Origin of the sequence: Parabacteroides sp. TM07-1AC, assembly GCF_003480915.1 — a bacterium.
Taxonomy (GTDB): domain Bacteria; phylum Bacteroidota; class Bacteroidia; order Bacteroidales; family Tannerellaceae; genus Parabacteroides; species Parabacteroides chongii.
In genome coordinates this window covers 153,084-176,423 of sequence record NZ_QUKD01000011.1, presented here as the reverse complement: position 1 = coordinate 176,423, position 23,340 = coordinate 153,084, and the positions used below count along the sequence as shown (strand labels likewise).

Sequence of the window (23,340 nt, the reverse complement as noted above, 5' to 3'; positions counted from 1 at the left end):
ATGAATATGATACAACACCATATCAAACTGGCCATACGTAACCTACTGAAATATAAGACGCAATCACTAATCAGTATCATCGGGTTAGCGGTTGGTGTCTGCTGTTTCGCCATCTGTTCCTATACGTTAAGAGTTGACTTAAACTGGAATCACAGCATCAAAGAGGTAGAAAGAATATGCATCGTTTTTACAGAAACAGAGAAAAGTACCCAGACAAGTTATTCACCTTTTGCCTCCGCTATGCTCGCAAAGGAGTATCCTGAAATAGAATCGGCTACCGCTTACAGCCAAGTACAACCCTACACGGAGAAGTTATGCGAAATCAGAAAGACGGATGGTACAGCCAATTATTTCAAAGAGTTGTTTGTCTTTGCCGACCATCATTTTCTTGACTTTTTCAATATACGGCTAATCAATGGAACCCCCAATGAAATAGATCAGACGCCCGATGCTATCCTAGTTACAGAGAAGACCGCCAATAGATTATTCGGAACAACGGATGTCATTGGTAAAACCTTCACCGATATTAATGATTTTGACGATACCCAAAAAGTATTTACCATCCGGGGAGTGATCGAAAACTTTCCAAAGCAAAGTGATCTGGAAAGATACAGCGGTATCGAACTGAATACAACAAATGAAGCAATCTGTTCTCCCGATAGATATATCTATTACGACGGGTTCAATTCATTCGTAAAAATCAAACCGGGTATAAATATCGACAAGCTAAACGAAAAGCTTAAAAAAAGCACGTTGAAATATCCTAAAAATAAAAATGAAATTGCAGAATCTATTGTTCAGTTAAAACCACTGACGAAGCGTAATACGCTCTACAAAAGAAATTTCTTTTCTGACTCAGGAACTATTTTCTTTATTATCGGACTGCTGGTACTACTGACAGCTCTCTTTAATTATGTACTGTTCATCATCGGACGGATGATGAACAGGATCAAGGAATGCGGCATCCGTCAAGTGAACGGAGCGACAAAGTGTTCTATATTCTATCTGCTTTTCATTGAAGCTTCCATCGCCTTTCTAATAGCCTGTACTTGTAGCTTCGCTATTGCAGAACTGGTCATTCCACATATTAACAGTCTTAATCCTGATTTTTCAATAGACAATAGTTACGTAGTACAACTTCTTACCCAATACAGCATTATCGGTTTGGGTGGTATTGCGCTTCTGTGTCTGATCGTTATTCATAATCTGGGTAAGATATCCCTTATACAAAGTCTGTTCAGTAATCAGATCATACGCCGCCATAGTGTTTTACGGAATATATTCATATCCATACAACTCGTTATCTGCTTCCTGTTCCTGGGAACGACCTGGTTTATCAAACAACAAAGCGATCTGATTGAATACCGGCTAACGAACGGACTGAGTGAAACCGACAAAACCTCAACATTCGACGTATCCCTCAACGGAGATAAGCTTACTCCCCACCGTCCGGAAATACTACAAAAATTACAGCAAGACCCAAAAGTCGAAATCGTTTGTCGTAACGGAATGGGATTTTCCGGAGCCTGGCAGTTGAGAGAAGGAAGTTTTTCGTGGGAAGGGATCAGTGATGAGGTAGCGAAAAGCACCATGGGCCATATCTATACCGATCCATCTTTCTTTGAACTTGTCAACCAAAAATTACGTGACGGGCGTTTATACAACTCAGAAGAAACAGACAAAGCAGTTGTCAACGAATCTTTTGCACGGTTATTCAATCGAAATCCTATCGGCATGCAAATAAATGTGAGATATTGGGGTACGGAAATGAGTAATTTCCAGGTGGTCGGAATCGTTTCAGATTTTATGAATAATCGGTATGAAATGAATACCCGCCCGGTTCTTCCCTGCATTTATATGCCATTCCCTGAAAACAGTATTAACATGAGCTGCTTAATAAAAATCAAGCCTGAATATAGGAAGGAATTTCCGGAGATCATGAAAGCCGAACTATCCAAATATGTCAATCAGGCCACTCCAACTTATATTTTCTCCATGAAAGATGATTCCGGTTTTTATGTGAGTAGAGAACAGAATATATTCAAACTGACAACCATATTTTCCATAATATCTATTATCATCAGCCTACTGGGAATATACGCATCGGTTACTTTATCTACCGACAGAAGGAAAAAGGAAGTAGCCATCCGTAAGATCAATGGAGCGACACCTGCTACAATTGTTCATATGTTTTGCAAAAGCAACCTGTTGCAATTGTTTGTTTCTGCATGCATTGCTTTTCCCATATTGATATTGTTACTAAAATCGTGGTTGGAAAGTTATGCTGAGAGAATCTCCATCGGTATTCTACCTTTTATCCTGATATTCCTGCTTATGGCAGCAATCGTTGCCTTCACGATAATATGGCAGCTTTGGAGAATAGCCCGGATCAACCCGGCAGAAGTTATTAAATCCGAATAAACAGAAATATTATGAATATGCTACGACATTATATCAAACTGGCGATACGCAACCTGATAAAATACAAATCGCAATCCGTTATCAGCATCATCGGACTGGCTATCGGTTTTACCTGTTTTGCCTTGTCTACCTTATGGATACGTTACGAGCAGACTTACGATACCTTTCATGACGGTGCCGATAGAATCTATTTCGTACGACCGGAATCATATATGTACAGCAGCGGTTTGTCGGAAATAAGTCCTTATCCGCTGGCTGGTTTCCTGAAAGCGACATTTCCAGAGGTAGAGGATGCTTGCAATATGCAGGCATGGTACACCTCCTTCAAATATAAAGGGAAAGAATACAAGTCTTTTAAGATAGGAGTCGATTCTGCAACCGTTCAGATGTTCAATATACAGATAGTAAGTGGCAGCAAGGATTTCATGATCCGGGATAACAACCAGGTAGCTATTACCGAACAACTCGCCAGTCGACTGTTCGGAAAAGAGGATCCTATCGGCAAAACACTCGATATCTATGGAGAGAAATCAATATGTGCAGTCGTTAAAGCTTGGGATACGCATAGCAATTTACCATTCGAACTACTCGAATCGAATGGGGCGGATAAGGAATGGAATGTCTCTTCCTGGCAGACATATATCAAACTACGGAAAGGAACGGATATAAAAGCATTTAGAAAAAAACTTCTGGAATATAAAACCAAACCGGACCAGACATTTTCCATCGATAAAATCGTATTGACTCCTATCACTTCTATGCGTTATGACCGCCCCAGCCGGCAGGAAACAGTCAAATATGAACATATTTTCCTCTTCGCTTCTGCCGGAGGATTGGTTATCTTATGTGCATTATTCAATTACCTGACTTTATTCATTACACGGATCCGGATGCGTAGCCGTGAAATAGCCTTACGGAAAGTCTGCGGTTCTTCGGACAGAAATCAGATGGTCTTGTTTGGAGTCGAATATTCGATCACGCTATTGTTGGCTCTATTTATAGGCCTCATCTTGATCGAATTGACTTTACCGACATTCCGGGAACTATCCGATATTAAGCTGGATAACCCGGATATATATCTGAAAGCTATCGAATATGCAGCAGTCGTAGCCGTCTTTTCATTCTTGTTATCATTATATCCGATTTACTATTTCAGGAAAAAGACATTGAATGCCATGTTAAAAGGTTCAACCGGAGGAAGAAATAAAAACATATTCCAGAAGATCAGTATGATTACACAGTTCATAATCAGTATCTGTTTTATATTCTGTGCTGTCATACTGATGAAACAGATTCATTATCTGAACAAGGCCGATTTCGGATTGGAACGGACGAACCGGGCTTTTATCTCCGTATATCCTGTAATAGACGGACTTAAAGAAGAGATAACAAAAATCCCGTTTATCACTGAAATATTCCCTGATAATATATCACCGATCTTTCCCCGTTACGGCCGTTCCTACCGGACAGTTGGGGAATGGGAAGGACGCCAGGATTCTACAGCCTCCGTCAATTTCGAGATGTTTGACTGCAACCAGGCGTATTTCAATTTTTATGGATTACAACTTCTCGAAGGTGCGATCCCTGCCGACGGCGACGATGTACATATATTAATCAATCAGGCCGGAATAAAATCTTTAAACATAGACCATCCCATCGGAAAGACAATAAAAAAGGGAGAAAGCAACTGGGTGATAGCCGGTGTTATTAAAGATTTCTATATTGCACCTCCGACGGTACCATGTAGTCCTATCGTTATGATATTTAAAAAAGAAACAGATTTTAGTTCCAACGGTTCAATCCTGTTCAAATATCAAGAAGGAAGCTGGAACAATTGTAAAGAGAGGTTGGAGACATTGGTCAAAAAATTAAATCCGAACGTCAGAAGTTGCCAGATCTGCAATATGGAAGAAGAATATGAGAAATTCCTTAAATCGGAAAACGCATTGCTGATGATGTTGGATTTCGTCACCCTGGTTTGTGTGTTGATCTCTCTGTTCGGTGTTTTCTCACTCGTCACCCTCGACTGTGAAAAACGCAGGAAGGAAATAGCCATACGCAAAGTGAACGGTGCAGAGACCAGTCATATCATGAAAGCATTCCTACTGAAATATATGTTCTTGTTACTGATAGCCTCTGCCATTGCATTCCCCATCGGTTACCTCATCATGAAACCCTGGATAGAAAGCTATGTCCTTCAAACAAATATCGATTTCTGGATTTATCCGGCAATATGGCTGTCACTGGCTTTACTCATTATCACATGTACCGGCTGGCGCATATGGAATGCGGCTAATCAGAATCCGGCGGAAGTGGTTAAATCTGAATAAGCGGAAATATGAAGATCATCTTATTAGCCATACGAACTCTCCTTCGATTCCGTCTTTATACGGCAATCAATATACTGGGCCTGGCATTCAGCCTGGCCTGTTGTATCCTGATATCCCGCTATATTTACGGAGAAATGACAACCGACCATTTTATTCCGGATGTAGACAGAGTCTGCTATACCGTCATGGAAGATGAAGTCTCTCACCAGAAAAGACTTTTCGGCCTGCTGCCGGAATATGGCTATGAGCCTAATCCGCTGGACGATCCGGCCGTGGAAATAGCATCTACCTTGTTTCAACTCTCGGCAGACCAAATCACGGTCGGCAACAAGCTATATAATGTATCTTCTCTGGCCACAGACACCAATTATCTGAAGATAGTGCCGGTCCCAATAATAAAAAGTACCGGAAAGAAGCTATTAAGCAATCCGAAAGACGCGGCAATCTCTGAAAACCTGGCGCAGTTATTATTCGGAGAAGAAGACCCGCTGGGCCGGCAAATCACCACCTCAATGGGCGAGATTGTAACTGTTTCAGCCATCCTAGGGCAGCCGGATACCCGCTTCTCCATGCCTTTCGACCTATTGATTTCAAACGAATCAGCCGACTACAGAAAACATATAGCCTCCCAGTCACTGCTCAGATTGCATAAAGGCAACTCAGTAGCATCCGTCAATAAGAAATACGGACTTTTCCATAAAATAGGCAACTACCACAACCGCGTGCGTATCAATCTCTATTCGTTGCAAGAGCTCTACTTCGACCGGCAGATTGTTACAAACCATAACCACCGGCTGACAGGAAACTATACACATATACTTATCCTGACCACAATCGACGTATTAATCATGCTGATAGGATTATTCAACTTCATCAATGTTTATACAGTATTAATCCAAAAGCGAGCACGTGAGTTTGGAATGAAAAAAGCATTCGGTGCAAACAGCCGGCAGGTAGCCGCTCAGCTATATGCGGAGAATATGTGCATGACTTGCATCGCCTTGTTTCTGGCATGGGTACTTATCGAGATTGGTACAATGATGGCTAATACGTATCTTACCATTCATATTCCTTCGCATGTATTATTTGATACAGGCCTTTCTGTGGGTATCCTGTTCGTATTGCCACTCATTACGGCTATATATCCTTTCTTCCAATATAATTATGCTTCGCCCATCACCTCTCTGAAGATGATTGGAAGATGCGGAGAGTCTACGGTATCCAGAAAGATATTCCTTTGCCTGCAATATATTATAACGCTGGCACTGACCGTTGTATCCATCTATGCTATCCGGCAACTGAATTCCATGCTGAACACAGATCCTGGATACAAAACGAATAATATCATAAAGATTTCATCCCCAGGAAATCCAATCGGCAGCGATATGTCTATGTGGAACAAATACAATCAGATCGCCCATCAGTTGGACAGAGAGATGGACAATAACCCGTCGCTCATCAAGCTTCACTGCTATTCACCCGGTCCAATCAGTCGTGTGGGTCAGACTATTTGGGCACATATCGCTGGAAAGGATTGGCAAAATATAGGGACCAAGGTCAGCAACGAAAACTTCTTCCGCATCCTGGGGATAGAAGCCATTGAGGGACGGCTATGGAACAACTCCGACGACGATATGGATCTGTCCATTGTCATCAATGAATCAGCGAAAAAACAACTGGGTATCACCGACATCAACACTACGCCAGTCATTCTAGATCATTTGCTGGTTTACAGTCCACAGACAAAAGAACAGCCGGCTCCCAGATATAAAGTGATTGGTGTTATCAAGAACATCTGTACGCAACATCTGTCTAAAGGATACGAACCGATAATTTACTTTTTATACAATAAAGGGTTCTCACAAGGCATGCTGGTTAGTCTCGTTCCGGAAAAGAAACAAGAAGCAATTGATTTTCTTCAGAAGATATACAGCGAGGCGTGTGGAAACGGACTTTCCTATACATTCTTGAAAGATGAAGTGCAGGCTATTTATAAAGAAGACAAGCAGTTGGTTGGTATTGCCTCTTTCTTTGCAGTTATAGCGATATTGATCTCGTCTATGGGGTTGTTCAGTTTATCATTGTTTGATATTCAGCAACGATTCCACGAAATATCCATCCGAAAGATAAACGGAGCAACGGCCGGAGCTATATGGCAGATACTGCTGGTTAAATACGGCCGGTTATATGGCATAGCCTGCCTAATCAGTTTACCTCTGTCGTGGCTAGCCATCACACTATACATGGTCGACTTTGTCTATAAAGTAAGTATAGCCTGGTGGATATTCGCGGCGGCTATACTTCTGACCGGCGGTATTTCATTCCTTACGCTGGTCTGGCAAATACAAAAGGCTGCCCGCACAAACCCAATAGACATCATACGCTCCGAATAACAATAAAACAATGTAGATATGAAACAGTTCTTATATTTACTCGCAGGCCTTTTATTCTTTGCTTCCTGCAATAAGCAGAAAAACAAAGATGGCATACATACTTATAAAGCCAGTACGAAGATTACAGCCAAATTATCCGGCGACGTTGTCTTCGCAGGCAACAGCACATATAATTATTATGACATAGCAATCACCGACGATTACTATGCCTTTCTCGACTATTACAGCGATACAATCCTGCAAGTGAGAAAGAAAAGTGATTTCTCACTACATCAGATCGGGCCTAGAGAGAGAAATACATTCTCTACGGCCTATCCCTCCTTTACCAAATATGATTATGTCAATCATAAAAACAGGATTTCTATCTGGGATAATGAGTCGTATCTGTTGAAGCGCATAGACCTGGATCAAAACCAGACCACTCCTATGATCTCCATAGATTCCATTCCTATGACAGATTTTGTCTCCTGGAATGCCAACACCAACTGTTGCATCACGTCCAAAGAATTGTACGCCGTATCATTCATTCCTGGCAAACCGCAGGTTTTCTTCTCATCCAACAAGATCACCGGAGAATATGCCGTGCCCGGCTATCCTCCAATCACTGTTCCTATTCCGGAAGGAGTGTTGAAGCAGGCATATAATAGTGATCTGGTTGTCAATGAAGAAAAAGGGGTGATTGTCGCCGCCCTGCGCTTCATCGATTGCATCAATTTCTATGATTTGAATTGCGATATGACATCTTCAATCTCCTTCGCCGACTATTATACCATACCAGTTGCCGATATAACAAACACCTATCTGGATGCCGAAAACAGTAAGAAATGCTTCATCGACATCTGCTGTTCGGACAAATACGTCTTCTGCCTGTTTGACGGCACAACAGACTTCACCGGCAACTCCATCATCTACGTATTCGACTGGCAAGGAAAGCAGAAAGCCGTATTGCAGGCTGACCGCAACCTGAGAAAGATTGCAATAGAGAAAGCGGGAGACTACTTGCTGGCTTTGTCTCCCGATGAAGAAGGAGGCAGGAATGTTATTAAATACAATCTAAAAGGTAAACTATAAAACGGAATAAACTTGTTATTAATGCTCATAGCCATGTTGAAACACTACATTGTCATAGCCCTACGAAATTTCATCAAGTACAAATTGCAGTCTATTGTCAGTATTGTCGGGCTGGCAATCGGTCTGGTCTGTTTTGCGTATGGGATCAACTGGCTGAAGTATGAGACTTCCTACGACGGATTTTATCCGCAATCGAAACAAATATACATGGTTTACGGAGTGGATAAGCAGACCGGTAAAAAGTCTGAACATCTCCCGCTGATATTGGCACGCCGGTTAAAACAGGATTTTCCGGAGATAAAAGAGACCACACAGATATACGGACTGTTCGGATCCGACTTCTACTATAACGGAGAACGCTTATCCGAACCTGAAGAAGTATTTATCGATGAATATTTTTTCTCGTTCTTCCCACGGAAAGTGATTTGCGGAAGACAAGACAAAATACTGCAATCTCTTAATGAAATAGCAGTAACCCGCTCCCTGGCTGTCAAACTTTTCGGATCACCGGAAAACGCATTGGATAAGATATTGAGCAACGGCTACAGGGAAAGTCTCAGGATCGTTTCCGTATTGGAAGACACGCCGAATAACTCCCTGTTGAAAGGGGATATATTCGAACTGGACTATTTCGACCGGGAAGGAGAAAGAAGCCGGTCCGAAGAAGAGCAATGGAGTTATATGAATGTGAAAGTATATCTGTTGCTGGATAAAAACACTCATATCGACAAATTCGAAAAGAAGATCACCGATTATACGACTGTCCATAAATATAATGAAACAATCTCGCTGAAACTGCTCCCTGTCACAGACATCCGGCATACATTCGGCAGTGAACTATCCTTCAACCTGACTTATATTCGTACGTTTGCCATAACAGGACTATTGTTGTTATTATGCGTATTCTTCAATTTTATCAACTTGCAAATCAACCGGACTTACATTCGGATGCGGGAAATGAAGTTGCGCAGTGCAATCGGAGCCGGCAAACAAGATATGCTCTGCCAGTTATTGCTCGAATATTCATTATTGATATTCATCGCCATCTTACTGGCATGGAGTCTGATGGAGATAACATCACCATTATTCAGGCTCGTTTTTGACACGTCGATAGAGGGTAAGGAGCTGTATGCCGATATGATAAAGATCGCATTACTCAGCTGGCTGAGCACCCTTTGCATCTCATTACCGCTGTCATTTCGTTTCATCCGTACCTCCCAGTTATTGGTATCCGGAGGTGTCGCGCCTCATCAAAAAGGTTGGTTCCGCAAAATAGCCATGACTATCCAGTTGGGCATTTGTGTATTTTTCCTGATGAGTGCTTTTATCCTGATCCGGCAGACCACACTGATGGGAAACAAGGATTTAGGGTTTGAGAAAGAGGGTCTGATACAGATCACGATGTTAAATGACGACAGAGAAGGCACTGCTCGTGAAATCGCCTCATTACCCATTGTGAAAGAACTGGTACTGGCTAAATTCTTCTCTATCGTGCACGAGCCTTTCACCCAGAATGATGTAGAATGGGAAGGGAAAAGCCCGAATGCCAAAGCTGACTTCCAGATACTGGAAGTCAGTAAGAATTTCCTGCACGCTTTCCGGATACCATTATTGAAAGGCAGGTTACTCGAAGATACAGACCTGGTAAAAGGCAACAGACGTTTGATGAGCTCCAAAGCACTAATAAACGAAGAGGCAGCACGTATCATGGGATATACCGATCCGATCGGTAAAAAGCTCAGTTTCTGGAACAACCAACAACAGGATGTGGAAATTGTCGGAGTAGTAAAAGATTTTCAGTCAGCCAGTCTGCGAAAACCGATTCTCCCCGTTATCATTATTTTACACCCTGCCCCATGGAGTAGTTATTGTTATTATGTCAAAGTAAATCCCGGAGATGAGAAAAATGCCATCAAAGCGATCAGGAGCGCATACAAAAAGCATGCTTTTTCTTACGATAAGCAACCGGAGATTACAACAGTAAAAGATGTATTAAAAGATTTAAGCCGTTCGGAAGATGCCAGCTTGCAGTTGTTCTCTTTGCTGGCTATACTTTGTACGCTCATCTCCATCTTCGGACTTTATTCCATATCGTCATCCAATATTGCCCAACGGCGCAAGGAAGTAGCCGTCCGGAAAGTGATGGGAGCTACCTCCCGAACAATCATCCGTATGTTCATACGGGAATACCTGTCGATAGCCATCATTGCCAATCTGACAGCTCTTCCTCTGGCATGGCTGTTCATGCACGGTTGGCTGGAACAATATCCTTACCGGATTAATATCCAGGCATGGATGTATATCACTATCTTGTTGTTTACAATTATCCTGATCATATCCACCGTACTCTATCAGACACTCAAAGCGTCTGAAACGAATCCGGCGGAAGTCATTAAAAGCGAATAAAATCATGCAAAACAAAACACGACACTACTTCAAAGTTACTTTTCGGGAATTAGTCAAATATAAAACCCAGTCGATCGTCAGCATCATCGGGCTGGCAATAGGTTTCACAGCCTTTGTACTGGGTGGCTACTGGTTATGGTGGGAGACGCATTTCGATAATTTCCATCCGAACGGCGACCGGCTTTATTGCCTGACCACGTCCGGTATCGTAAAAACAGCAACGGGAGCCGATGCCGACCTGGACCAGTTACATGTCAACGACCTGGCTGAGATAAAGAAGCTGGTGCCGGAGATCGAACAGATCTGTACACTCAACAACCTATTTTATGTGACAAAGATTAACAACGTCAGTCAAACGGTATATGGGTTAGTCTGCGACCACACCTTCTTTGACTTCTTCAAAGCCGATTTCATCGCCGGAACTTACAAAGGGACTTATCCGGATGGTACGTCCGTTATCCTCACCGAGAGTACAGCCAAAAAATTCTTCGGAACGACTGATTGCGTCGGAAAGCTGTTCGAGCTGAATGATCAATACCGTCCGGTCGTGGCCGGAGTCATAAAAAACTATCCGGATAATTCAGATTTGATATTCCAGTTTCTGAAGATTGACGAAGTTCAGCCTATAATGCATGTAAACCGTTATGCCACATATGTCCGGTTATCTGAAAACGCCGATGTCGATAAGGTCAAAGAGAAACTGGCCGTTTATAAAAGCCACGCGGAAGATCCCTGGGGAATGGAGCACATCGACCAGTGGAAAATCAATTTACGAACACTTCCGGAAGTTCATCTGCATGCTCACCCGGAGCTGGAAAGCCGGATACGCAATATTCACATTCTGGCGTTGGCTGGATTTATGGCCTTTCTTAGCGCATTAATGAATCTATTGGTGCTCTTTATCGGCCAGCAACAACGCAAGCAAGTAAAGAACCATACTTATCTGTGTATCGGTGCATCTCCTAAAGATATGTTACTGAAAGGCTGGACAGAGTTATTCTTTCCGATGGCGATAGCTTATCTTTTGGCTTTCTGTCTGATAGAGGTAATCTTTCCCTATTACGAGAATTATACGGCGTGGAACCATTACGGCATTTATGAAGGGATATCGAGGCATATCGACAAGTCGGCATTATTCTTTAATGCATTTCTATCGATTATTGCCAGCACATTCATATTCTGGTTGCTGACATTTCTTCCTATACGGAATGTGTTGTGTAACCGGAAAACAAATCCTGTATTCTTCAAGCGGGGATTAATCATCGGACAGGTATTTATCGGTTCCTTATTTTTCATTACTTCGCTGGTCCTTTTCCAACAATTACATTTTATATTAACCAAAGACAAGGGAGTGAATTATGAAAATGTAATTCAGGTCGATATGGGATTTGACAACGCTTATGAGCAGGATCTCAAAACACTAATGCCTGAGCTACAAAATCATCCGTATATAACCGATGCATGCTATACGATAACCAATGCCAACCTGTTTACCGAACAGGGAGAATTTTATGGTGCCTACGTTACCCATTTTGCTTTCGACCCAACCGATCCGGACCCTAAAAGGGAAGACCGTGTAATGGTCGTCAGCAAAGAGTTCTTTTCTTTCTTCAAACTGAAGTTAAAGCAAGGGAATTGGATCGGCGACAGTAATCCGGATGATTACATTGTTAACGAAACCGGATATAAAGAACTGGGTTATAAGGATTTGTTGGAACGACCGATATATGGCGGAGAAATAAAGACCCATCTAAAAGTATGCGGAGTCATGGAAGATTATATCTATGCTCCCTTACAATATCCGGTCAGCAAAGTATTCTTTCGTCTGCATGTCGATAATGATTTTGCAAATGCCAATCCAATCCAGTATTTCTATGTCCGCTATATGCCGGGACACAAGAAAGATGTATTGGAACATATCTCAAAAGTTACGGAGAAGTTTAATACCAACGGAATGACTGAGCAGAATATGTGTACAGAGCTATCCGATCTGGTAGATAAGTTCAACCGCCCCGAAAAAGTGATCTTCAGTGTATTCAGTATCATCGCTATCGTCTGTATCCTGATTTCCACTTTCGGCATTTACTCGCTGGTCAGCCTGTCAGCCCAGCAGCGCAAAAAGGAGATCGCCATCCGTAAAGTGAACGGAGCCACTTTCTCCCATATCCTGCAACTGTTTTTCCGGGAATACCTGCTATTGGTCATTATCAGCAACCTGTTTGCCCTGCCGCTGGGATATATCCTGATGAAACGCTGGCTGGAAACCTATGCCAATCACATCAATCTGACGGCAGGACCTTTCATAGCCGTATTATTCATTACTTGTATAATTGTATTGTTATCTATCTTCCGCCAGGTGAAAGAAGCAGCACAGGCGAATCCGGCAGAAGCGGTAAAAAGCGAATAAAAAACAGCACATTATATGTTACGACATTACATCACCGTTGCCTTACGCAACTTACTTAAACACAAAGGACAAACACTTATATCCATCATCGGCCTTGCCGTTGGTCTGCTTTGCTTTGCATTATGCACCTATCTGATACGTTATTGGATGAACGAGGATGATGGATTCGCCAACAAAGAACGGATTGCGGAAATCGTATTGGTAAGTGAAAACGAATATCTTATTTCCGGAACCCCCGCTTCTTTAGCAATAGACATCCGCAACAAACAGTTCTCCGGTATCGAACGTATTACCAGAGCCAGCTATAACCGACCAGAAAACCTCTCTTTCGAAGTATCGGAAACAAAAGTTCTCCCTTACAAACTATACGCCATGGAAGCCGACACGAATTTCCTTGCCGTCTTCGAAAGACAATTGGTTGCCGGCAATCCTTCCATCGTCAGCACACAACCGAACATGCTTTTGCTCAGCCAAACAGCAGCCAAAAGAATCTATGGCGATAAGAATCCGATAGGCAAGAAAGTCATCAGCCAAGATCAGAAAGCATATACTATTGGTGGCATATTCAACGACTTCCCTACCAACAGCAGCATCAGCCCTTTTGAACCTATAGAGGTATTGAAACTCTCCGTCCTCGACGGATTCCTGGAGCAGCGGCTTGAAGGCAGAACCGGATGCCTCACCTATGCCCTCACCTCCCCCGGCTTCAAACCGAATGATCTGGACAAACAATTACTCAACACTGGCATGGAGGTTTTACTTTTCGACAAAGAACCCAACCCGGCCAGAGCCTATCCGCTCGGACAAACGAAATATAAAAATACAGGGAATAAAATCTTCTTCGGCTTTATCTTCCTAATCGGCCTGCTGATCTTCTTATCGGCCTTGCTAAATTATTTCTCTTTCACAACCGGCAACTTCTACAACCGGATCAAGGAGTTCAGCATCCGAAAAGGTATCGGCGAAGAGCGGAAAAGCCTGTTCTTCCTACTTTTCTCTGAAACTCTTTTATCCTTATTATTGACGGCTATATTGGCGTTATGCCTGACGGAATTGTTCGTACCCGGATTCCAATTCAACTTCTTTCGAGTGCATATCAAATTTGACAGCTGGGTATTGGCCAGACAAATCGGTGAATATCTATTGTTCTGCATTGCTCTGTCTGTCCTTATCTGCGCAACCATTAGTGTACGGTTAAATAAAATATCGCTGATAGAAGGGATTCGCTTCTCCCGGCACCGGGTGCGGAATGTCTTATTGGGCATTCAATATTTTATCGCCCTCTTCTTTCTTACCGGGGCGGCAGCTGCCACCTTGCAAACCTGGGCTGGAGAGCAACAGCTATTCAGTTCAGTCAGCGGCGAAGAAAAAGAAAGGATATTTTTCGTCCGCACCGACCACGAGTATCTGGAGTCAACCTACGATGTGCTGCTCTCCAAATGGAAATCCAATAGCATGATAGAAGACGTATTGGAGGTAGATAACAAATTAGCCAACACCCGGATAAATAGTTATACATGGGACGACAACGACCGAGGAACCCCGGGCGGCATTATATATGCATCAGCCAATATCTCCTCTTTCCTTCATCTTCAGCCGATTGTAGGTTCATTGCTATTAGACGAACAAAGCCTGTTGGTCAATGAAACATTCATGAACACACTGCAAGACAATCCGATCAATAAGCTTGTTCGGATAAACAACGACCCCAAAGAATATAAAATCAACGGAGTCACCAGCTCTCTGCTCCGTTTCGTCGACGGCTCAGAATATTTCGCATCCCTGGCAATCGGCTTGTTGCAAGGACAAGGGAATTGTTATGTACGTATCCAACCGGACAAAGAGAAAGAGGAAAAGGCGTATCTCGAACAAACTATCAAAGAATTTCTTCCGGAAAGTATTCAGCCGGAAATATATACTTTAAAAGAGGAATGCAAACAGATTCAGACCACCGAGCGTACATTGCGCAACGTATTTTCCTTTTTTGCCATTGTTTGCTTGATTATCACCTTATTGGGTATTTACTCAGCCATCTCGCAGGATACGGAACGCAGACAGAAGGAAGTAGCCATACGCAAAATCAACGGGGCTTCGTTGAGTAACATCCTGACTTTGTTCACAAAGTTGTATCTAAGATTACTGCTGATTGCCACCCTCTTCGTCTTCCCTATTATATGGATGGTAACGGACACTATATTGAAGGATTGGATTATCCGGTTCAACTACAACAGTCCTTTCTTTTGGATCGGTATCTTCCTGGTTATAACCTTCTTTACGGCTATTAATATCTTGACAAAAATATTGAGAACGGCACGCATTAATCCGGCAGAAATAATAAAGGCGGAGTAACAGCACTATTTATGCAACATATTCCCCGATTTGGAGGATAAACACGATAAGGCACACACCTGCCTATAAAATGGAAGCCTTCCAGGGTAAGTGCCCGATGAGTGTCGTTCGTTTCCACATACAAGACTTTACTATATTTCCGTTGGCGGATTAATATGCATCAAGATTAGAAAAAGGTGAAACCTTTTTCAGTTGACAAGTGACAGTTGACAGATGGACTTCGCGCTCGGAGATAGAAATAATTGAACTATTCTGTGTCTATCTAACAGATAACCCTTCACCTGTCACGGCTTGTATCTATCTGTATATCTGATTTTTCCAGTGACACGTCTTTGTGAAGGCTAAAAATCACAAATCAAAGTAGGGTCTTTTGAAATGTTAAGACAAGACTTTTAAAATCAAAAGAAGGGAGCTTTATTTTCAAAAGAGCTATCTTTTTTTCGGAAAGACTTAAGTCTTTTCTTCAATGGGTAGGCACTCGTAAAAAAGGAGTAGGCACCCGTTCGTATTGACTCCGGCACTCATTTGAAATAGCTCCGGCAGCCACTGGTAATGACTCCGGCAGCCACAGATATTGGCTCCGGCAGCTATAAAAAAAAGACTTACAATACAAAGTGAAGACGATTTGTTGTCGGTGAAACGTCACGTTTCACCTCAATCAACTGTTTAACACCCCTATACAATACCGGTGACAGGTGAAGGCTATGGTCGAAATTCTCCCTGTAGGTATGAAAAAGCAGAGATACGATAATAGGAAGATATATGAACTATTTCAATAAGAACCAGGTACGCGGATAACGCAGATTAGCCGGATCAAAACGGATTAAATGATCCGATCCGTTCAAATCCGCTCAATCCGCGTTATCCGCGTACCTGGTTCTTTTATTGCGACAAATAGATTCAAAACTGACAATAATTGAACCTCGATCATAGAAATCGGTTAATTATTTTATCTTTGTAGAACCTTTTTAAAACAGGACAGTCATGGATAGAAAAAAGCTACCGATAGGCATCAGCGATTACAAGCGGATGATCAGCGAAGATTATTATTATGTAGATAAGACAGACTTTATCCGTCAGATAGTTGAAGACGGGAGCCTGATCACCCTGTTGCCGCGTCCGCGCCGCTTCGGTAAGACGCTCAACCTTTCTACACTACGTTACTTCTTCGAGAAGACGGAAGGCAATGTGTTCCGTCCGCTGTTTAAAGACAAAAGCATCGAAGGGTGGAAAGATTTTGATAAGTATCAGGGGAAATATCCGGTGATAATGATCACGCTGAAAGATTGCAAAGCAGATACCTTTGAAGGGGTATTGGAGTTGCTGGCTTTTGAATTGCAGTCGGAATTTATACGACACAAATATCTACTCGACAGTCCGCAGATTGAAAAGGCTTATATCTCAGTCTTTGAAGCCATCCGCGAAAGCCGGGCTACGGAAACACAAATGCAAAACTCACTGGGTATGTTGTCGACCATGCTTACCGACTACTGGGGTATGCCCCCGCTGGTCCTGCTCGACGAATACGACACTCCCATACACGTGGCCTTCGACAAAGGCTACTACGACCGGATGATCGGCTTTATGCGCAACTTTATGAGTACGGTGTTCAAAGACAATACGGATATCTTCCGTGGCGTAATCACAGGTATTCTCAGGGTAAGCAAGGAGTCGATATTCAGTGGGCTGAATAATATAGACGTAGATACGATTCTTGAAACTCCGATGTGTACTTCCTTTGGTTTTACGCAGGAGGAAACAGACCGGATACTGGATGATTACTCACTCGGCAGCTATAAAGAAGAGGTGAAAGAATGGTATAACGGCTACCTGTTCGGTGGAGAAACGGTTTACAACCCCTGGTCGGTATTATCTTATATAAATAAAGGTGGCGTACTAGCCCCCTACTGGGTAAACACCGGTTCCGATGTCTTGCTACGCCATCTGCTGGCCGACGGCCCCGCACAGATACGCGACGGCGTGGAAGCCCTGATACAAGGCGATCCGGTCCGCAGTGTGATTAACGACAAGCTGGCGTTTCCGGATTTATTGGCCAAGCCGGTCAATATCTGGTCGTTTATGTTATTCAGCGGTTACCTGAAAGCCTATGATCCGATACTGACACCGGAAGACTTGACGGAATATACCTTACAGGTTCCTAACCGGGAAGTGAAGACTGTATTTCGTACCATTATTCAAAGTTGGATAGACGGAGGACCGGTGAAGAACGACCGCCTCGAACGGATGCTGCAAGCCCTGGACGAAAACAATATGCCGATCTTCCAACGGCTGTTGAACGATTTTGTGGTAAATACGCTTTCCTATTATGATACTTCCGGACGCGATCCGGAGAAAGTCTACCAGGCTTTCTTACTGGGAATGCTGGTGAGTACGGGAGCTTATGAGATAAGCAGCAACCGCGAGTCGGGTCTGGGACGTTATGATATCCTGATGCGGCCGCGTAATATCCAAAAACGGGGTATCATCATGGAACTCAAGCTGTATGACCCGATGTTCGACAAGTCGGTAGACGACGTGCTGGATTCCGCTCTCCAACAAATCGAAGACAAACAATATGCAGCCACCCTGCATGCCGCAGGTGTCACCGATATCCTCCAAATGGCCATCACCTTCGACGGCAAACGGGTATGGATAAAAACTCGAATATAGAAAGTTTTGAACCTACTTTTGTATATTCATTTGAACAGGATGTATAAATCTTATAATTATCAACTATATGAAGACAAACTTTTTATTCACATTGTTAACCGGACTATTGCTTTTCACAGCCTGTTCGGAAAAACCGGCCACGACTTATACCATAAACGGTACTATTCCGGATAATTCGCTGGACGGACAAATGATCTATATCTATAACCGCGATGGCAAGAGCAATATAGATAGTACAAACGTCACAGGAAATACTTTCACCTTCACAGGAAAGATGGACACCCCCGCTTATTGCCAAATCACCGCCAGCCGGGAATATTATGTCAATTTCATTCTTGAGAACGGGACGATCAACCTCGATCTGAGTAAACCGGTATCCCCGTCAGGAAGTCCTTTAAATGATGAATTCGCACGTTTCTTCGCTAAGCAGGATAGCATGTCGAACCTGATCGATTCCAAACGACAGGAGCTCATGAAACAAACGGAGGATAAAGAAGAACGCATGAAGTTACAGAAAGATTTTTTCCAGCAAGAATGGAAACCGGCTTATCTGGCTATACTCGACGGATTCTTCAACAAAAACCTGAATAACCCGATCGGAATCAGGGCCCTGCACTATATGGACGGCTATCTCTCTCCCGACCAGGTAAAGGCTAAAATAACTCAACTGAGCGAGCCGATGCGCAACACTCCCGATATGCAAGATATGATACAGCGCTTCGAAGCCATAGAAAAGACTGCCGAAGGAAAACCCTTCGTCGACTTTACGATCGAAACGGAAGACGGAAGCAAAGTCTCATTATCCGACTACGTAGGAAAAGGCAAATACACGCTGGTCGATTTTTGGGCAAGCTGGTGCGGTCCCTGCCGCGCAGAAACACCCGTTTTGTCAGAAGTTTATAATCAATACAAAGCCAAAGGACTGGAAGTCTTAGGCGTTGCCGTATGGGACGATCAGGAAAATACAAAGAAGGCTATAGAAGAATTGAAAATTACCTGGCCACAAATACTGAATGCCGGTGAAACACCGACCAAACTATACGGTATCAACGGCATACCTCATATCATCCTGTTCGGTCCCGACGGCACAATCGTTGCACGCGACCTGCGTGGCGACGGACTGAAAGCAAAGGTAAAAGAAGTGATCGAAACTAAATAAATCGAAACACGATGCAGTATTTCAACTTCCCGCACATTTCTATATTAGATTATGTACGGGAAGTTGAACTTTTTAGATGAGTAAACAAGTAATTATATTATTATTGATCTGCCTGAGCAATACGGAATATCTATATGCCCAATGGACAGAAAAGGATTCGGTATGGCTTCAGAAAATTCTCTCCGGCAAAGAGAAACTGGAACTCAATCCCGAAGCGCTGAAAGCGATCCAGTCAGGTACACTGATCAATACGGAAGAACCGGCTTCCCATATGCTCCTGTCACCGGAACAGTCTCCCGCACAATCCATCCAAAAAGATTTCACCGAGTTCGTCCGTCCGCAAAACGCTGAAGAGCATAACCCAAACCGAAAAGTAGCGTTGAAAGACCTTCCCCCGTCCGTATTCAGGTTATATGGGATGAATAAGCCATTGCCCAAGGTTAAAATGTTAGGTTCTTTCCAGGTATCTCCCGGTATCCGTGCCGAAGCCCGGAAACCGTCAGGCATCTCATTCGACGATCTGCTGCAACAGGTATTTATGCCCAGTGCACGTTACAAACGTAAAAATGCACAACGCTGGAGGACTCAAAAATTTTACAATAGTTATCCATAACGACAGTAGTAGGATATTTTTTTATACTTTTGTTACCTTATTAATAAACATAAGGTCGAATTTATAAATATACAACTTAAAGGATAAAATGGAGAAAATCATTTCGTATCCGCTTTCAGCTATCTACTATCTGTTATTTGGAATAACACTGGGATTCTTTCATATAGTGCAGTGGGTTTGCTTCAACCTTTTTGGTTACAAGGCACACAAAAAGAGTGTGGATGTTCTGAGTTTTTTCCTGGTGGCAAATACCTACGTACTGGGAACAAGATACAAAGTAAGCGGATTGGAAAAGCTCCCCGCCGATTCTCCCCTTATAATAGCTTCAAACCACCAAAGCCTCTACGATATTACCTCCATCTGCTGGTTCATGCGCAAGGTACATCCTAAGTTCATCAGTAAAATCGAACTCGGCAAAGGCATCCCCAGCATTTCGTACAACCTGAATCATGGTGGCTCCGTGCTTATCGACCGGAAAGACGCAAAACAGGCATTGACAGCGATCCGGGTTATGGCTGAATATATTGAAACGAACAAACGCTCGGCGGTAATATTTCCGGAAGGGACGCGAAGCAAAACAGGCAAACCCCGTCCTTTTGCCGAAAACGGACTAAAAATACTCTGCAAATATGCCCCCTCAGCCTATATAGTACCGGTCACCATCAACAACGCATGGAAAGTGACCAAATGGGGATCTTTCCCCTTAGGACTCGGCAATCGCATCGAACTCATCATCCACGACCCCGTTCCTGTGAAAGCAAAACCTTTCGCCGAACTCTTTGCTGAAACGGAGCAAACAGTGACCGGCAGTATTAAATTATAATTTTTTTTGTCTGCCATGCAGTATTTTAAGATTTCGTCCGTTTTATTATAAAGACTATTAATAATAAATCGGATTAGATGCAGCATTTCATTGATATATTGCGTCTTTGGATTAAGATATAAAACGAAAAATAGCAGACAATTATGACTAAATTACAGATATTAGCACTTTTGCTAGCCTCGATTGCCTTATTATTCTTTACCTCCTGCGACAATGACAGTTTTCAGGAGCCGGATGTATATAAGGTAACCCCTGATCTGCGCGCCAGGATCAACCAGGGTATGAAGCTGACTTCCAAATCCGACAGAAAAATATTCAACGCAAAATATGACCGGTTCGTGGAGAAATGCGATGAGTTATCTTATATAAGCAATCCGCACACCTATATGGAAACAGAGGAATATCAGGACTTCAAAGAATTTGTCCTTTCTTCCTCCCCTAACCTGTCGTATCTGGTGATGGATAAATTTCTGAAAGGAGGAATAGGCTTTTTTTCTTACATCATCAATGATATTCTCATGGCTTCAAAACCTGCGATAGCCGACCAAATCTCGGAACAAATAAAAGCAGCAGGAACTTTGGAGGAAAGTTTTTTCGTCTATCCGCAATTGTGCTTGGACATTTGGGTGGATGCATTGGAAAATCAATAAAAAACAGAATACCTCTTTATGAAGAAGAGAGCTGAAAAAATATGGACTCTTTTAGTCTGCATCCTGTTATTCGCCAACGGGATGGTCAGTTGCGACTCTTCCGATTTGGACAAACTTCCGCAAAATGAGAACCCGGAAGTGGCTTTTGTCAATGATGAGGTTCCTCAGAGATTATCCCTTAATAATGCCCGGTTAAAACGGGTCGTGCCCTCTTCTTTCGATTCTGTTTATTCCGGTAAAGTATATGAATATAACAGTGATGGCAAGTTGGCCCGGATTTCCGACTGTATGTATAACGGAACGGAAGTAACCGATACGCTGGAATATAATATATACCAATATGACCAGGAAGACCAGTTAGTGCTTACTTCCAGTTTTACTGCCAATAAGAATGCACCGTCAGGATTTATCAACCTGCAGACACAGGTCTATATCTATTCCAAAGAGGGGAAGCTGGAGAAAAGCATCACTTATTATCCGGCTATTTCCCAATCCGAATATAACCTCTATAAATACAAAAACAATATGCTGGACCGGAAAGAACATTACGGGACTTCCGGAGTGCTGGAGAGTTATACGACCTATACCTACGACAAGGTCGGTAAATTGATCCTGGAACGATATTACGTAGCTAATAACCAACTGATCAATTACATTCAACATTCTTTCACCGACGGTTTGAATACACGTTCGGTAACTTTCTCCGCAACCGGAGAAGCTCTCAGGAAAGTTATCAACACCTATGATAGCAATTATAACCTTATCCGCTCAGAGTCGAAGGAACTCGTTTCGTACAGTTCACGGTCTGATTTCACGGCACAATATGAATATGAATAACGCTCAATTTCACGATTCATATTGTGCCATTATGTAACTATCACTTATTCTGTTCCAGCCACCAGTCGATCATCTTACGGGCCAGACTGAGTTTTCGGGGAAGCTCCGGCAGATTCTCTTTGGTAAAGAATGCTCCCTCACTCAGTTCTTCATCCTGAAGACGGATCGTCCCACTGACATAATCAGCTATAAATCCGACCATCAGGTTACTCGGATAAGGCCAGGGCTGATTTCCGAAATAAGAAATATTGGTAATCTCCAGTCCTGTTTCTTCCATAACTTCCCTTCTTACGCATTCCTCCAGCGTCTCCCCCGTTTCCAAAAAACCGGCAACCAGCCCATGAAATGATCCTTTGAAATTGCGGGCATGGACCAACAGGATTGAATCTTCTTTACGTATCAGTACCAATATCGCCGGAGACACAACCGGATATATTTCATATTTACAGGCGGGACATTGCTTGGATATAGCAGTCTGCATGACTGTTTTCGTTCCGCAAGCCGGACAAAAACGGCTGTGCCGATCCCAATAAATCAATTCGTAAGCCTTTCCAGACAGAGTATGTAACCTGCCATCGAGATAATCGTATGAGGCACGCAATCCCATCGGAAGGAAATCGGGCGTCTCTTCCAACGGAGCTTCTACAACGGCAGTCCGACAGGGTATATCCTGAAACAAACTGACTTCCAATACATTTTCTACCGGAACAGGAGGATGGATACTACAAGGAATTGTATAGGTTTCACCTTCTTTCTTCAGCAGTAACTGGTCGTTGAAGAAAATAAACCAGTACGCAGGTGCATTATTTATATTGCTCATCACTTTTTACTTTTGAACGCACAAATATACAGACTAATATAAGATATGATTCAAAAAAACATCTCTATTTAAAATATTCCTCCACGTCAATCGTCTACAAGAATAGAAGGCATGTCTTACTAAACAGATTTTTTAATTTAATATGGAAACAGAAAATGTTCGGAAGAAAGAGAAAAGAAGTTATATCTTTACAAGTCTTTGCATATGAGTGTAGTGGATGCGGACGTTGTGTAAAGAGATGCCGCAGAGAGGTTTTGAAGATAGTGAACAATGGCAGTTGCAGTTATGCTACAATAATGAATCCGGAAAGTTGTGTCGGATGCGGTAATTGTGTAAAAATCTGCCAGACACATGCCATAGAGTTAATAACAGAATAATAAACAATGTAAAT

At 42.7% G+C, this 23,340-nt stretch carries 15 protein-coding genes; 14 read left to right on the top strand and 1 reads right to left on the bottom strand.

The window, feature by feature from the left end:
- From DXD68_RS19825 to DXD68_RS19765, 13 genes are all read left to right on the top strand, one after another.
- Positions 1-2,421, top strand: a complete 2,421-nt coding sequence (locus tag DXD68_RS19825) for an ABC transporter permease (protein WP_122363223.1) — start codon at positions 1-3, stop codon at positions 2,419-2,421.
- Between the two features lie 11 nt (positions 2,422-2,432).
- Positions 2,433-4,751 (top strand): ABC transporter permease, encoded by a 2,319-nt coding sequence (locus DXD68_RS19820; protein WP_199715775.1) that lies wholly within the window; start codon positions 2,433-2,435, stop codon positions 4,749-4,751.
- A gap of 8 nt (positions 4,752-4,759) precedes the next feature.
- Complete coding sequence (locus DXD68_RS19815; RefSeq protein ID WP_122363222.1) at positions 4,760-7,144, top strand: ABC transporter permease; 2,385 nt, start codon at positions 4,760-4,762, stop codon at positions 7,142-7,144.
- Between the two features lie 18 nt (positions 7,145-7,162).
- Positions 7,163-8,215, top strand: coding sequence for a BF3164 family lipoprotein (locus tag DXD68_RS19810; protein WP_122363221.1), 1,053 nt, complete (start codon positions 7,163-7,165; stop codon positions 8,213-8,215).
- Between the two features lie 33 nt (positions 8,216-8,248).
- Positions 8,249-10,621: an ABC transporter permease gene (locus DXD68_RS19805; RefSeq protein ID WP_122363276.1), complete on the top strand. Its 2,373-nt coding sequence runs from the start codon at positions 8,249-8,251 to the stop codon at positions 10,619-10,621.
- 4 nt (positions 10,622-10,625) lie between these two features.
- Entirely contained in the window at positions 10,626-13,028 is a 2,403-nt protein-coding gene (locus tag DXD68_RS19800) for an FtsX-like permease family protein (RefSeq protein ID WP_122363220.1), read from the top strand.
- Positions 13,029-13,043: 15 nt separating this feature from the next.
- A complete protein-coding gene (locus DXD68_RS19795) occupies positions 13,044-15,377 on the top strand; it encodes an ABC transporter permease (RefSeq protein ID WP_122363219.1) in 2,334 nt (777 codons plus the stop codon).
- Between the two features lie 984 nt (positions 15,378-16,361).
- On the top strand, positions 16,362-18,047 hold the full coding sequence (locus tag DXD68_RS19790) for an AAA family ATPase (RefSeq protein WP_122363218.1): 1,686 nt from the start codon (positions 16,362-16,364) through the stop codon (positions 18,045-18,047).
- Between the two features lie 67 nt (positions 18,048-18,114).
- Complete coding sequence (locus tag DXD68_RS19785) at positions 18,115-19,206, top strand: TlpA disulfide reductase family protein (RefSeq protein WP_122363217.1); 1,092 nt, start codon at positions 18,115-18,117, stop codon at positions 19,204-19,206.
- Positions 19,207-19,282: 76 nt separating this feature from the next.
- Positions 19,283-19,819 carry a DUF4858 domain-containing protein gene (locus DXD68_RS19780; protein ID WP_122363216.1) on the top strand — a complete coding sequence of 179 codons (537 nt, stop codon included), beginning with the start codon at positions 19,283-19,285 and terminating at the stop codon, positions 19,817-19,819.
- An 88-nt stretch (positions 19,820-19,907) separates the two neighbouring features.
- Positions 19,908-20,642: a lysophospholipid acyltransferase family protein gene (locus DXD68_RS19775; protein WP_122363215.1), complete on the top strand. Its 735-nt coding sequence runs from the start codon at positions 19,908-19,910 to the stop codon at positions 20,640-20,642.
- 143 nt (positions 20,643-20,785) lie between these two features.
- Positions 20,786-21,292 (top strand): hypothetical protein, encoded by a 507-nt coding sequence (locus DXD68_RS19770; RefSeq protein ID WP_122363214.1) that lies wholly within the window; start codon positions 20,786-20,788, stop codon positions 21,290-21,292.
- Between the two features lie 18 nt (positions 21,293-21,310).
- Positions 21,311-22,129, top strand: a complete 819-nt coding sequence (locus DXD68_RS19765; RefSeq protein ID WP_122363213.1) for a hypothetical protein — start codon at positions 21,311-21,313, stop codon at positions 22,127-22,129.
- A gap of 40 nt (positions 22,130-22,169) precedes the next feature.
- On the opposite strand, the gene nudC is transcribed toward DXD68_RS19765, so the two are convergent.
- Entirely contained in the window at positions 22,170-22,949 is a 780-nt protein-coding gene (gene nudC / locus DXD68_RS19760; RefSeq protein ID WP_122363212.1) for an NAD(+) diphosphatase, read from the bottom strand.
- Between the two features lie 155 nt (positions 22,950-23,104).
- On the opposite strand from nudC, the gene DXD68_RS19755 reads away from it, so the two are divergent.
- Complete coding sequence (locus DXD68_RS19755; RefSeq protein ID WP_122363211.1) at positions 23,105-23,326, top strand: 4Fe-4S binding protein; 222 nt, start codon at positions 23,105-23,107, stop codon at positions 23,324-23,326.
- Positions 23,327-23,340 lie beyond the last annotated feature (14 nt).